The sequence below is a fragment of the Pedobacter nyackensis genome (assembly GCF_032678475.1).
Lineage (GTDB): Bacteria > Bacteroidota > Bacteroidia > Sphingobacteriales > Sphingobacteriaceae > Pedobacter > Pedobacter nyackensis_A.
Genome location: NZ_JAVTSF010000006.1, coordinates 258528 through 271962 on the forward strand (window position 1 = coordinate 258528; position 13435 = coordinate 271962).

The 13435-nt window shown below is 41.7% G+C and carries 14 protein-coding genes; 12 read left to right on the forward strand and 2 right to left on the reverse strand.

Annotation, left to right across the window (positions count from 1 at the left end; all coding sequences use genetic code 11):
• Nucleotides 1-213 precede the first annotated feature (213 nt).
• On the forward strand, nt 214-963 hold the full coding sequence (locus R2Q84_RS19115) for a murein L,D-transpeptidase catalytic domain family protein (protein ID WP_316818197.1): 750 nt from the start codon (nt 214-216) through the stop codon (nt 961-963).
• On the opposite strand, the gene R2Q84_RS19120 is transcribed toward R2Q84_RS19115, so the two are convergent.
• Both R2Q84_RS19120 and R2Q84_RS19125 read right to left on the reverse strand, forming a co-directional pair.
• Nucleotides 964-1779, reverse strand: a complete 816-nt coding sequence (locus R2Q84_RS19120; protein ID WP_316818198.1) for a slipin family protein — start codon at nt 1777-1779, stop codon at nt 964-966.
• A gap of 27 nt (nt 1780-1806) precedes the next feature.
• Complete coding sequence (locus tag R2Q84_RS19125) at nt 1807-3093, reverse strand: nodulation protein NfeD (RefSeq protein ID WP_316818199.1); 1287 nt, start codon at nt 3091-3093, stop codon at nt 1807-1809.
• A 270-nt stretch (nt 3094-3363) separates the two neighbouring features.
• Between R2Q84_RS19125 and R2Q84_RS19130 the strand changes: the two genes are divergently transcribed.
• From R2Q84_RS19130 to nuoK, 11 genes are all read left to right on the forward strand, one after another.
• A complete protein-coding gene (locus R2Q84_RS19130) occupies nt 3364-3795 on the forward strand; it encodes a CBS domain-containing protein (RefSeq protein ID WP_316818200.1) in 432 nt (143 codons plus the stop codon).
• A gap of 39 nt (nt 3796-3834) precedes the next feature.
• Nucleotides 3835-4269, forward strand: a complete 435-nt coding sequence (locus R2Q84_RS19135; protein ID WP_316818201.1) for an NADH-quinone oxidoreductase subunit A — start codon at nt 3835-3837, stop codon at nt 4267-4269.
• A gap of 83 nt (nt 4270-4352) precedes the next feature.
• On the forward strand, nt 4353-4904 hold the full coding sequence (nuoB, locus tag R2Q84_RS19140; RefSeq protein ID WP_410478433.1) for an NADH-quinone oxidoreductase subunit NuoB: 552 nt from the start codon (nt 4353-4355) through the stop codon (nt 4902-4904).
• Nucleotides 4905-4954: 50 nt separating this feature from the next.
• Complete coding sequence (gene nuoC / locus R2Q84_RS19145) at nt 4955-6703, forward strand: NADH-quinone oxidoreductase subunit C/D (RefSeq protein WP_316818203.1); 1749 nt, start codon at nt 4955-4957, stop codon at nt 6701-6703.
• A gap of 9 nt (nt 6704-6712) precedes the next feature.
• Nucleotides 6713-7180, forward strand: coding sequence for an NADH-quinone oxidoreductase subunit NuoE (nuoE, locus tag R2Q84_RS19150; RefSeq protein ID WP_316818204.1), 468 nt, complete (start codon nt 6713-6715; stop codon nt 7178-7180).
• A gap of 8 nt (nt 7181-7188) precedes the next feature.
• Nucleotides 7189-8460 (forward strand): NADH-quinone oxidoreductase subunit NuoF, encoded by a 1272-nt coding sequence (nuoF, locus tag R2Q84_RS19155; RefSeq protein ID WP_316818205.1) that lies wholly within the window; start codon nt 7189-7191, stop codon nt 8458-8460.
• Nucleotides 8461-8466: 6 nt separating this feature from the next.
• Nucleotides 8467-11109 carry an NADH-quinone oxidoreductase subunit NuoG gene (gene nuoG, locus R2Q84_RS19160; RefSeq protein WP_316818206.1) on the forward strand — a complete coding sequence of 881 codons (2643 nt, stop codon included), beginning with the start codon at nt 8467-8469 and terminating at the stop codon, nt 11107-11109.
• On the forward strand, nt 11106-12065 hold the full coding sequence (gene nuoH / locus R2Q84_RS19165; RefSeq protein WP_316818207.1) for an NADH-quinone oxidoreductase subunit NuoH: 960 nt from the start codon (nt 11106-11108) through the stop codon (nt 12063-12065). The genes nuoG and nuoH overlap by 4 nt, the downstream gene beginning before the upstream one ends.
• A 12-nt stretch (nt 12066-12077) precedes the next feature.
• Nucleotides 12078-12593, forward strand: a complete 516-nt coding sequence (gene nuoI, locus R2Q84_RS19170) for an NADH-quinone oxidoreductase subunit NuoI (RefSeq protein WP_316818208.1) — start codon at nt 12078-12080, stop codon at nt 12591-12593.
• A complete protein-coding gene (nuoJ, locus tag R2Q84_RS19175; protein WP_316818209.1) occupies nt 12553-13125 on the forward strand; it encodes an NADH-quinone oxidoreductase subunit J in 573 nt (190 codons plus the stop codon). The genes nuoI and nuoJ overlap by 41 nt, the downstream gene beginning before the upstream one ends.
• Entirely contained in the window at nt 13122-13433 is a 312-nt protein-coding gene (nuoK, locus tag R2Q84_RS19180) for an NADH-quinone oxidoreductase subunit NuoK (RefSeq protein WP_316818210.1), read from the forward strand. The genes nuoJ and nuoK overlap by 4 nt, the downstream gene beginning before the upstream one ends.
• The last annotated feature ends 2 nt before the right edge of the window (nt 13434-13435 follow it).

Genomic DNA, 13435 nt, shown 5'->3' on the forward strand with positions numbered 1-13435 from the left:
CTAAAATTTTCTTGAAAATGAATATAGCAAATTACTGGTTACAATAAATCATTTTATACGAAATCTGGTCAAATCCCGTTTAGTCATAAAAACGTAATACCTTATCAATGAATGTGTTTAAAAAATAACTTCCTCTATCTTAGTAAAAATTGATAACAAAAATATTAAACGAAATCAATACCAGACAGTAAACGAAAGTACCGATAATAACTTATGAGGAGAAGAATTTTAGGAGGAGCGGGATTAGTTATAATTGCACTTGCCTTAACCCTGATCAGCTGGAAACCCATTGAAGAAAAACCAGCACAATACGCTTTCAAATCGATAGATTCTGTAGGCAACGACCTGTTCAAAACGCTTTACGATAGTGTGGGATTAGCGGAAACAGGACTTAGTTTCCCGCTTTTCGAAAAAGCGGTTACCGGCTTTTATAACCTCAAAAACGATGGTAAAACCGCAACAGATAAGTCTATTTTGACCATCGCAGATTTTGATCAGAACAGTACAGAAAAAAGGCTATGGATCATCGATCTTGATAAAAAAGAATTAATTCTAAATACATGGGTGGCACATGGAGAATTTAGCGGTGCAGATAAGGCGACGAATTTTTCCAATGCAGTATCGTCATTTAAAAGCAGTATTGGATTTTACATTACGGGAGAAACTTATTACGGCAAACATGGTCTTTCTTTAAGATTAGATGGCATGGATGAGGATTTCAATTCAAATGCACGAAAAAGAGCCATCGTAGTACATGGCGCATCTTACGTAAGTCAGGGCACCATTAATGCCCTTGGAAGGTTAGGACGGAGTCAGGGTTGCCCTGCAGTTCCTCAAAACCAGGTCAAAACAGTAGTGGCTGCTATGGGAGGTAAAACTGTTCTGTTTATCAATAATACAGAACAGTTTTATACTTCAAAATACCTTAATGACACAGAACCTGGGGTTTTAGCCAGTAAATAATCAGCTGTCTGTTGTTAATTCATCTTCTTTTGCTGATTTATCCTCTTTTGGATGAATTTCAACAGCAGGTTGCATAAAAGGTTTCAACAGATCTATCGGAACTGGAAAAATGGTTGTTGAATTATTTTCCGTAGCAATTTCTCTAAGTGTTTGCAGGTAGCGCAGGGTAAGTGCACTCGGCTGCTCGCTTAAAATTTTAGCAGCATCAGATAAGCGTTGCGATGCCTGGAACTCTCCTTCAGCTGAGATTACTTTCGAGCGTCTTTCCCGTTCTGCTTCAGCTTGTTTCGCCATTGCCCTTTGCATTTCCTGAGGAAGATCTATTTGTTTTACTTCAACAGCCGTTACCTTTATCCCCCATGGCTCGGTTTTTAAATCAATGATCTGCTGAAGATGCAGGTTTATTTTATCCCGTTGGGAAAGCAAATCATCCAACTCCGATTGCCCAAGTACACTACGCAATGTAGTTTGCGAAAACTGGGATGTAGCGGTTAAATAATTCTCAACTTCAACCACGGCCCGTTGTGGATCAACAACCCTAAAATAGATTACCGCATTAACCTTAATAGATACATTATCTCTGGTAATCACATCTTGTGGAAGTACATCCATAACAACAATCCGTAGTGATATCCGTACCATTTTATCTATAAAAGGAATCAACAGAATCAACCCCGGACCTTTGGCCCCCTTATCAAGCACCCTACCTAAACGAAAAATAACTCCTCGTTCATACTCACGAAGTACACGTATAGCGCCCGAAAGCACCATGATGATAAAAAAAAAGAGCACCAAAATAAACACATTGTAATACATAAAACCTCCTTTTAGTTAAAAATAGAATTATACGGTATGTTCAACAGGCTCCACAAATAAAGTAAGCCCCTTAACCTTTATGATTTTTACCAGTTCGCCTTTCTTAATTTTTCCTTTTATTGATTCGCCAATCCAAACCTCTCCGTTCACCATCAGTTGCCCATAAGGATCTAATGGACTTAATGCTGCTCCCGTTTTTCCCAACAAAATATGGAGCCCTGTTACCGTTCTTCGTCGTTGGGCCCGTAACCCCATTACAACTATACCGAGAAAAAATATGGTACTGATAATGGTAACTGAAACAACAATTCCTGTAGATATTCTGATCATATCTAATGAAGAACTCGATTTAAACAACATCACTGAGCCAAGGAAAAGAGAGACCATACCACCAATGGCCAGAATCCCATAACTCACCACCTTAATTTCCAGCAAAAACAAAACTAAAGCAAAGATAATCAGCATCAGTCCGGCATAATTAACCGGTAAGGTATTCATCGCAAAAAAGGCAAGGATCAGACTAATTACGCCAACTACTCCCGGTAATATTGCACCGGGATTAAACAGTTCAAAATATATCCCAACCATCCCAAGCATCAACAAAACATAGGCAATATCAGGGTTACTGATAAAATCAAGCAGTTTATCCGCTACACTCATCTCTACGTATTCCAATTTTACGCCTTTTGTATGTAAGATGATACTACCAGAGCTTAATTCAACACTATGTCCATCTATCTGGTTTAATAAGTCGATTTCATTTAATGCAATATAATCGACAACATTTTCTTTTAGCGCCTCATTCGCTGTAATTGACAAACTGTTTCTGACTGCATTTTCCGACCATTCAAGGTTTCTTTTTCTTTTCTCCGCAATACTTCGAATAAAAGCAGCTGCATCATTCGTAGCTTTTTCGTTCATTACCGAATCGGCCTGTTGGGTCAGGTTCAAAGGATGTGCTGCACCCATATTGGTTCCCGGTGCCATAGCTGCGATATGAGCAGCAAGGGTAATGAAAACTCCGGCAGAACCTGCATGTGCCCCTGATGGAGAAACATAAACCACTACCGGAACTGTCGAAACCAGAATATCGCTCACTATAGTGCGTGTAGATTTTAATAGTCCTCCAGGGGTATTCAAACGTATAATCAGACATCTCGCCTTTTCCTTATTTGCCTTTGCAATTCCATCATGGATAAAAGAAGCAGAAACAGGATTGATTGCGCCGTCTATCTTTATTACTACAACCTTTTGGGCAGCTGAGAACAAAGGGAAGCAGAACAAAAAAATCAAGAATAAACTGCTCTTTTTCATACTCAATTTATAGCATAAGACTGAAAACAATTGAATCCTGTTTTAGTTGTTGATCCAATACGCTGCATTGCAGGAAACCTAAAGAAGAGGCCGCGAATAAAAACACTTAAATATACTGAAAATCAACGAGAAACAATCAATAAAAACACAAACATTAATCCTTAAGATTAATAAATAATTATTCTTTTTTTAGTAAAAATTAAGTTAACTTTAATATGACCAACCTATTGAAACAATTTAACGCAATCTGCGACAGAAAGGAGTTCAATTATGGGAAAAGTTAGGAATATCTTACAAGGAAAAAAAAACCCCTACATCTTTGTAAGCCCAGACACCACAGTCTTTGAAGCGCTGGAATTAATGTTTGATAAAAACATCGGCTCGCTTCTGGTTATGGATCGTGAAAAATTCATTGGAATTTTTACGGAAAGAGATTACGCCCGAAAGGTAATCCTGAAAGGAAAGTCTTCAAAAGAAATTCCAATCAGTGAAATCATGACTGAAAATCCGGCAACCGTATGTTCTGACAATACTATCGAAGAATGTATGTGGCTAATGACAAATAAATTTATCAGGCATTTACCGGTAATTGACAATGGTAAACTAACAGGTATTATCTCCATTGGAGATGTAGTGAAGTACATCATTGATGAGCAAAAGTTTATCATTGGAAGTCTGGAACATTACATCACAAGCAGCTAGTATTATTTTCTCTTAGTGCTTTGTTAAATAAGGTACGCTATGAATTCTTCAAACACACCGGACACACTACTGTGGCCTTTTCTTGTTTACGGTTTTTTTGTATTGGCCTTGCTGACCCTGATCATATCACTTTCCTATTTTCTAGGTCAGCGACATAAAAACAAGGCCAGCATTCAACCTTATGAATCAGGAATACTTTCTACCGGATCGGCAAGGTTGCGCTTTTCTGCGCAATTTTACCTGGTCGCCATGATATTCGTAATTTTTGATATCGAGGTGGTTTTTATTGTTTTATGGGCCCTCGCATTTAACGAATTAGGATGGACAGGCTACCTCAGCATCTGTGTTTTTATCGGTCTGCTCGTAGCGGTATTGATTTATGAATGGAGTATTGGTGCCCTCGATTTTGGTCCCAATGGCAAAAAAATACTTAGGGCCTACCACAAGTTCACACTAAAAAAAACTGAATTATGAAATGGTGGCTCAGTAACCCGGCCGAACCGGCAAATGCAATAAAGGGAACTTCTTCTTTTGAAGAATCTATTGGCCAAAGTGTAATGCTGACCACCGTACAGGGTTTGCTGGCCTGGGGGAGAAAAAACTCAATCTGGCCTTTTCATTTCGGACTTTCCTGCTGTTTTGTAGAAATGGCAACCAGTCTGACCAGTAAATATGATGTAGCAAGATTTGGTGCTGAAGTGATACGGGGCACCCCCAGAGAGGCCGACGTCATGGTAATTGCAGGGACTGTTTTTGTAAAAATGGCACCCATCATCAAACGTCTTCATGAACAAATGATGGAACCTAAATGGGTCATCTCTATGGGGTCCTGCGCCAATTCTGGTGGCATGTACGATATCTATAGCGTAGTACAAGGGGTAGATAAATTTTTACCTGTAGATGTATACGTACCCGGATGTCCGCCCCGGCCAGATGCTTTTATGCAAGGGTTAATGCTCCTCGCCGATGCTGTCGGCAAGGAACAAAGACCACTAAGCTGGGCTATTGGTCCTCAAGGAGTAATCAGGCCCGAACAAATAGCTATGAAAGAACAAAAGAGAGAAGCACGTAAAAAAATGATCAATTTCCGCACCCCAGATCAGATATAAATAAGATTTAAACATGAAATAGCACTACATAAACCCATAATACCAAAGGCATGAACAACGATTCAAGCTTGATCAATGAATTGGCTTCCAGATTCGGCGCCTCTTCTTTCACTCCTCAACTTACAGTTGACGAGGTGACTACCTTATGGGTTGCAAAAGAAAACATACTGGAGGTGCTTCAATACCTCAAGCGAAATATACCTCAGCCTTTTGAATTATTATATGACCTCTGTGCTATCGATGAAAGAAGCCGTGCTAAAAACAATGGATCCACCTCAACAGATTTTACCATTGTTTATCACCTCCTTTCTCTTCAAAGAAATTGTTTTATCCGTTTAAAGGTTGCCTTACATGGCGAATATCCGTCTATACCTTCCATTACAGGCCTATGGAAAAATGCAAATTGGTATGAACGTGAAATTTATGATATGTTCGGTATAAAATTCGACGGTCACCCCTATCTGCGCCGTATTCTGATGCCACTTACCTGGCAAGGACATCCTTTAAGAAAAGAACATCCTGCCAGGGCTACTGAAATGGGACCTTTTAAACTTTGGGATGAAAAACAGGACCTCGAGCAGGACGCCTTACAATTCCGCCCTGAAGACTGGGGCTTAAAAAGAAAAAGTGAAGATGCAGATTTCATGTTTCTAAACCTGGGACCACAACACCCTGGCACACATGGGGTTCTACGCATCATTCTTCAACTGGATGGTGAAGACATTGTTGATGCCATACCAGATATTGGTTTTCATCATCGTGGTGCCGAAAAAATGGGTGAACGCCAATCCTGGCATACCTATATTCCTTATACCGATCGGGTAGATTACCTGGGTGGTGTAATGAATAACCTTGCTTACCTGTTGGCAGTTGAAAAACTCGCGGGTATCACGGTCCCCGAACGGGTAAAAGTGATGCGCGTGATGCTATGTGAGTTCTTCCGCATTGCCAGTCATTTGGTATGGTACGGCACTTTTGCGCAAGACTTAGGTCAGCTTTCACCTGTATTTTACATGTTTACTGACCGGGAGAAAATATTCGACATTGTAGAAGCGATATGCGGGGCCAGAATGCATCCAAACTGGTTCAGGATTGGTGGAGTTGCTCAGGATTTACCTGTCGGATGGGATAAACCGGTGAGTGAATTCATTGCCTATTTCCCCCAACGCCTAAAAGAATATCACCAGATGGTTATGCGCAACAGCATTTTTAAAGCCCGAACAGTAGGAATAGGCATTTATACTTTAGAAGAAGCACTGGAATGGGGTGTAACTGGTCCGGGCTTACGGGCTTGTGGTTTAGCATGGGATTTTAGAAAAAAACAATCTTATTCAGGTTATGAAAATTTCGAATTTGATATTCCTACCGCAAAAAATGGAGACTGCTACGACAGGGCCCTGGTACGGGAAGAAGAAATGTGGCAAAGCCTGCGCATTATTGAGCAATGCCTAAAAAATATGCCAGAGGGAAGTTATAAGTCTGATCATCCATTAACCACCCCTCCCGTTAAAAAAAACACTATGCAGGACATTGAAACCCTCATTAATCATTTTTTAAATGTAAGCTGGGGGCCTGTAATTCCTTCAGGTGAAGCCATGAGCTGTATAGAAGCCACAAAAGGAGCTAATAGCTATTACCTAACCAGTGATGGCAATACTTCGGCCTACAGAGTTCGGATCCGTACCCCGTCATTTCCACACATGCAAATGCTCCCCTATATCAGTAAAGGATATACCATTGCCGACTTACTTTCCATTTTAGGAAGTATGGATTACGTACTCGCAGATATCGACAGATAAAAACAAAAAATGATGCTATCAGCTGAAGAAATAAGAAAAATAGACCATGAAATTGCGCTGGTTCCGATGCGAAAGGCTGCTTGTATTGAAGCGTTAAAAATCGTACAGCACCATCGCGGATGGATTTCGGATGACAGTCTTCAGGATATTGCAGTATACATGGGGATGTCGACGGAGGAACTGGATAGTGTTGCTACCTTTTACAACCTTATTTTTCGCAAGCCGGTTGGCAGAAATATCATTTTGCTATGCGATAGTATCAGCTGTTACGTAATGGGTTATGAGAAAATTTATGCGCACCTGCAAACTTTACTACATATCAAATTCGGAGAAACAACTAATGATGAACGGTTTACACTTTTACCTAACCCTTGCCTGGGTTGTTGTGATTGTGCCCCGACATTCATGATCAATCAGGATACCCATAGAGATTTAACCATTGACAAGCTAGATGATATTTTAAAAGAATACAAATAAACCGTGTTATGGAAAGGCCGCTGACACAACATATCAATTTTAACAGTACAGCACTTCATCTTAAGGATTATGAAAGTGTTGGTGGTTACCGGGCTGTGCACAAAGTGCTCAGATCCATGGAACCTCAGGAGGTTACCAAGCTGGTACAGGAGGCCGATCTTAAAGGTCGCGGCGGAGCAGGGTTCAATACTGGTATGAAATGGAGCTTTGTACCTATGGGTATACCCGGACAAACAAAATACCTCATCGCTAATGCTGATGAAATGGAGCCCGGAACCTTCAAAGACCGCATGTTACTGGAAGGTAACCCTCATCAGTTAATTGAGGGAATGGTTGTTTCTGCCTATGCCATACAGGCTAATATTTCCTATGTATTTTTGCGTTGGGCATATAAAAAGGCAGCCAGGATTATTGAACACGCTATTGAAGAAGCTTATGCCGCCGGCTATCTTGGAAAAAACATTTTAGGATCAGGCTTTAGCCTCGAAATGCACCTCCATACCGGCGTCGGCAGGTATATATGCGGCGAGGAAACTGCCTTATTAAATGCATTAGAAGGAAAGCGTGCCATGCCGCGTGCAAAACCTCCTTTCCCCCAGATAAGTGGCTTATTCGGTCAACCTACTGTAGTAAATAATGTAGAAACACTATGTAATATCCCTCATATTATTAACAATGGGGCCGACTGGTTTAAAGCACTAAGTCCGGATTCTGATGCAGGAACAAAGCTATATGGCGTTAGTGGTAAAGTTAACAAACCTGGAATATGGGAACTACCCATGGGTACCACAGTTCGTGAACTTATTGACGATTATGCGGGTGGGATGATAAAAGGCTTCAAATTCAGGGGAGCCTTGCCGGGAGGTGCTTCTACTGATTTCCTGGTTGAAGAACATCTTGATGTTAAAATGGACTATAAGTCTATTTCCGCAGCAGGGAGTCGCTTGGGAACGGGTACGATGGTTATTCTTGACGATCAGACCTGCCCGGTTGGTTTTGTACATAATCTGGAACATTTTTTTGCACAGGAATCCTGCGGATGGTGTACCCCCTGCCGGGAAGGTTTACCTTGGACAGAAAAACTATTGCTTTCCATTGAAAATGGAAAAGGGCGTATGGAAGACCTGGATTTATTAGAAATGCATACCCAACACATGGGGCCGGGCCGCACTTTTTGTGCCCTTGCACCTGGAGCAATGGAACCTCTCCAAAGTGGCTTAAAATATTTCAGAGCAGATTTTGAACAACATATTAAGGAAAAAAAATGTCCCTGGAGGTGAAAGAAAATGGCTATCATATATATTGATCATAAAGCATACGAAGTAACACCAGGCAAAAATGTGCTGGAAACCTGTCTTACATTAGGTTTTAATCTCCCTTATTTTTGCTGGCATCCCGCTATGGGGTCCGTAGGTGCATGCCGACAATGTGCCATTAAAATCTTCAACGATGAACAGGACACCAGGGGTCGTTTGGTGATGTCTTGTATGGAAACCGTAAAAGACAACATGTATTTGTCGATTGATGATCCCGGTGCAAAAGCTTTTCGTGCTCAGGTAATTGAATGGCTAATGACCAATCATCCACATGATTGTGCAGTATGTGATGAAGGTGGTTCCTGCCATTTGCAGGACATGACCGTTATGACCGGCCATAACTACCGGCGTTTCAATTACCCAAAACGCAGTTATAAAAACCAATACCTTGGGCCTTTCATCAACCATGAAATGAACCGTTGTATACAATGCTACCGCTGTGTGCGCTTTTATAAAGATTATGCAGGGGGAAAAGACCTTGATGTATTCGCTGCTCATAACCATGTTTACTTTGGGAGAGCCGGGGATGGTGTGCTCGAAAGTGAATTTAGCGGCAATCTGGCTGAAATTTGCCCTACAGGGGTATTTACCGATAAGAGTCTCAAGGCACATTATACCAGGAAATGGGATATGACCATGGCTCCCTCCATTTGCCAGCATTGTAGCCTGGGATGTAATATTATTGCGGCTGAAAGATATGGCGAGCTCCGCCAGATTACCAGTCGTTTTAACGGAGACGTTAATGGGTACTTCATTTGCGACCGTGGTCGCTTTGGGTATGAATTTGTAAATAGCGTTAACCGGGTTCAACGTCCATTGATACGCTACAATGTTCCTGATGCTGCAGACAAACAAAGTTTATATCAGCACCTTCAGCATATCTTAACAACGCATAAAACAATTGGCATCGGTTCTGCAAGAGCCTCACTGGAAGCCAATTTTGCATTAAGGCAATTGGTAGGAAAAGAAAATTTTTACCAGGGGATTTCCGAAATGGAAGCCTTGCTCATGCGCTGTATTCTTTACATATACGACACGGGGCATGTCCATTCTCCATCTTTAAAAGAAATTGAAAATAGTGATGTGGTTTTAATACTTGGAGAAGATTTAACCAATGCTGCTCCATTAATGGCCCTGGCAGTGAGACAAACAGGACGTAAAACTGCTTTTGAAAACCATGCCGTATGTATCGCTTATCCTACGCAAACTAAGCTTGATGAGCTGGCAAATAAGGGAATATATTTACCACCTGACGAAATTGCGCGGTTAGGCTATGCCATCGCTAACCTGATAAACAATACTGCCCCTTTACCAGATGATCTGGATAAACAGACTTTAAAACTGGCCAAACAGATTGCAGCTCTGCTGAAAAAAGCAAAAAAACCATTAATTATTAGTGGAACAAGTCTGGGTAGTGAAGCCATTATTAAAGCATCAGCCAACATAGCCTTCGCTTTGGGCACTGCTGATAAAAAAGCAGGTTTATCTTTTGTTTTACCGGAATGCAACTCCATGGGGCTGGCCATGATGAAAGCACTATCTCTAATGCACGCAGTTTCCGCAATACAAAAAGGCCATGCCGATACCCTGATTATACTCGAAAATAACCTTTACCGTAACAACGAAAAGAAAGAAATAGATCAACTTTTAACGTTGTCCAAAGAAGTTATTGTATTAGATCATTTACACAATGAAACTACCAATAAGGCAAGTACATTGATCCCCGTTGCCACTTTTGCAGAAGCAGACGGAACAGTAGTTAACAATGAAGGCAGGGCACAATGTTTCTTCCAGGTATTTAGTCCGCAAAACGAAAACTTTAGAGAAAGCTGGAGATGGCTGGATGAGTTCAGGCAGTTTAAAAATGGAGTAAGTCCTGAAGAATTAAAAAAACCAGGCGATTTGCTGGCAGAAATGGTCGCATCCATGCCTCAGTTTAAGGGCGCCGAAACCGTTACTCCGGCAGAAGATTTCCGCATTGCCGGACAAAAAATCCCTCGTGAGCCACATCGTTACAGTGGCCGCACAGCGATGCTGGCCAACATCAATGTGAGTGAACCGAAACCAGCTGAAGATCCTGATTCCCCTTTATCATTTACAATGGAAGGATACAAAGGCATCCCACCGGCTCCTTTAACCCCATTTTTCTGGACTCCCGGATGGAATTCCGTACAGGCGATCAACAAATATCAGGAGGAAGTAGGCGGCCCCTTACGTGGAGGAAACCCTGGAAAGCGGTTATTTCCAGAAGTTCCAGCTCCGGAAAATGTATTCATGAACCATATTCCTCCTCCATTTATACCATCAGCCGAAGAATGGCAAATCCTGCCACTACCACACATTTTTGGTACCGAAGAACTCAGCACCTATACACCTGGAGTTGCTGAGCGTATTCCGAAACCTTACATCGCCATTGGCAAAAAGGATGCAAAAACGCTAAATATCAAGGAAGATGATTTTCTGCAGGTTCAGATACAGGATCAAAATTACTTACTGTCTGTAGTGATAAAAAAAGAACTCGCCGAAGGTGTCGCCGGAATACCTTACAACATTCCAGAACTAAGCAGAATTGCCTGGCCGGCTAAGGGAATTTTAACGAAAGGAAAAACATGAACACTGTATTTCAATATGTAATCATGATTGTGGTGGTATTGTTTGTATTAACCACCATTGCCGCCTGGCTCATCTGGCTCGAAAGGCGAATGCTGGCCGTTTGGCAGAACCGCTGCGGGCCAAATCGTGCAGGACCTTTTGGCTTATTCATTGTGGTTGCCGATACGATCAAACTATTTTTCAAGGAAGATTGGATACCTCCTTTTGCAGATAAAACCATATTTGTGATTGCGCCGGCTATTGTTGCTGCTACTGTACTCATGAGTTTTGCCATTATTCCTTTTGCGCCAGGCATCCTGATCGCCGATCTGAACGTAGGGCTACTTTTCTTCCTGGCTATGTCATCTCTGGGCGTATACAGCATTGTCCTTGGCGGCTGGGCTTCCAACAATAAATATGCGCTTTTGGGGGCACTGCGTGGTGCTTCACAAATGATCAGTTATGAAGTTTTTATGGCACTTTCCCTAATGGGCGTTGTTATGATTTCAGGCTCCTTCAGGCTCACAGATATCATAATGGCGCAAAAAGATTGCTGGTTTATCGTTACCCAGCCTGTAGCATTTGTGGTTTTCATGATCGCGGGTATTGCAGAAACACACCGGCTACCTTTTGACATTCCGGAAGCGGAAAGTGAGCTTGTTGCAGGTTTTCACTCAGAATATTCAGGGATGAAATTCGGGATGTTCTTTATTGGCGAATACCTTGGAATTACCCTCATTTCGGCTATGACAGTAATCTTCTTTTTTGGAGGCTGGTTAGGCCCGGCATTCCTTCCGGGCGTAGTTTGGTTTATACTTAAAACATTTGTTTTCATCTTGTTTTTCATTCTGCTAAGGGCTTCACTTCCTCGCCCCAGGTATGATCAGCTCATGGAATACGGATGGAAAATACTATTACCAGTGGCTTTATTGAATTTACTGATAACCGGTGCAATTATATTGATGATAAATAATTAAAACAAAGAAACCATGATCAGCCTGCTCAGAACAATAGGACTCACTTTTCTGCGGATGTTCGCAAAAAGAGAAACGATACAGTATCCTGAAGAACAGGTATCGTTACACCCACGCTGGCGTGGACGGATTGTGCTAACCAGAGACCCGGATATGGGCGAACGCTGCGTGGGTTGCTATCTATGTGCCGCTGCATGCCCCGTAGATTGTATTTCCTTACAGGCTACTGAAGATGAGAACGGCAGAAGATATCCTGAGTTTTTCCGTATCAATTTCTCCCGGTGCATCTTTTGTGGCTATTGTGAAGAAGCCTGCCCGACCTATGCCATACAGCTTATTCCCGACTTTGAGATGGCCGAATACAAAAGACAGGACCTGGTTTACGAAAAAGAAGATTTATTGATTGATAGCCAGGGTAAATACCCTGGTTACAATTATTATAAAATTGCCGGACTGGATGCCGGTGTAAAAGGAAAAGGAGAAGGCGATAATGAAGAACCGCCAATTGATATACACAGCTTATTACCTTAAAATGGATATTTTCTTCTATATCACTGCAACTGTGACCCTGGTTTCAACACTTATGGTCATAACCCGACATAACCCCGTACATGCCTTGCTGTATCTTGTTGTTTCATTCCTTTCTTTATCAATGATCTTTTTCTTATTGGGTGCACCTTTTGCTGCACTATTGGAAATTATCATCTATGCAGGGGCAATAATGGTACTTTTCATTTTTGTGATCATGCTCTTAAATCTGGGTAAAAAAACTGCAGAACAAGAGAAAAAATGGCTCAAGCCGAAAGTTTGGCTGGGGCCAACGCTACTATCGCTGATTCTTTTTGCGGAATTATTTTTCCTGATCAGCAGTTCCGGCAACACATCATCCAATTCCCATATTGTCGACTCTAAAGCAGTAGCCGTTTCATTATTCAGGTCCTACCTTATTGGTGTTGAACTTGCCGCCATGTTGTTAATGGCAGGTGTAATAGGTGCTGCACATATAGGACAACATAAAAAAACAACCTTACATAGATTCTTAAAAGAGGAGGAACCATCATGACAACATCTGTATCCATAGAAATGATCCTTCTATTGGCCGGTTTACTTTTTGTAATGGGTATTATCGGGGTCATCATCCGCAAAAACATCATTTTTATGTTGCTTTCCGTCGAAGTGATGTTAAATGCCTCCGGACTGGCCTTTATTGCTGCCGGATCACATTGGGGACAAGCAGATGGACAGGTCATGTTCATCTTTATCCTGGCAATGGCTGCAGCAGAGGTTTCCGTCGGACTTGCGCTCATACTTCAGGCATATCACCAGCATAAATCCCTTGATATTGACACTTTAAAAGAAATGAAAGGATAACG

Coding starts and splice junctions, on each gene's coding strand:
- R2Q84_RS19120 (WP_316818198.1), bottom strand. CDS start 1,779: ATGTATTACAATGTGTTTATTTTGGTGCTCTTTTTTTTTATCATCATG.
- R2Q84_RS19115 (WP_316818197.1), top strand. CDS start 214: ATGAGGAGAAGAATTTTAGGAGGAGCGGGATTAGTTATAATTGCACTT.
- nuoB (WP_410478433.1), top strand. CDS start 4,353: ATGCTGACCACCGTACAGGGTTTGCTGGCCTGGGGGAGAAAAAACTCA.
- nuoF (WP_316818205.1), top strand. CDS start 7,189: ATGGAAAGGCCGCTGACACAACATATCAATTTTAACAGTACAGCACTT.
- nuoH (WP_316818207.1), top strand. CDS start 11,106: ATGAACACTGTATTTCAATATGTAATCATGATTGTGGTGGTATTGTTT.
- R2Q84_RS19135 (WP_316818201.1), top strand. CDS start 3,835: ATGAATTCTTCAAACACACCGGACACACTACTGTGGCCTTTTCTTGTT.
- R2Q84_RS19125 (WP_316818199.1), bottom strand. CDS start 3,093: ATGAAAAAGAGCAGTTTATTCTTGATTTTTTTGTTCTGCTTCCCTTTG.
- R2Q84_RS19130 (WP_316818200.1), top strand. CDS start 3,364: ATGGGAAAAGTTAGGAATATCTTACAAGGAAAAAAAAACCCCTACATC.
- nuoI (WP_316818208.1), top strand. CDS start 12,078: ATGATCAGCCTGCTCAGAACAATAGGACTCACTTTTCTGCGGATGTTC.
- nuoJ (WP_316818209.1), top strand. CDS start 12,553: ATGAAGAACCGCCAATTGATATACACAGCTTATTACCTTAAAATGGAT.
- nuoE (WP_316818204.1), top strand. CDS start 6,713: ATGATGCTATCAGCTGAAGAAATAAGAAAAATAGACCATGAAATTGCG.
- nuoG (WP_316818206.1), top strand. CDS start 8,467: ATGGCTATCATATATATTGATCATAAAGCATACGAAGTAACACCAGGC.
- nuoK (WP_316818210.1), top strand. CDS start 13,122: ATGACAACATCTGTATCCATAGAAATGATCCTTCTATTGGCCGGTTTA.
- nuoC (WP_316818203.1), top strand. CDS start 4,955: ATGAACAACGATTCAAGCTTGATCAATGAATTGGCTTCCAGATTCGGC.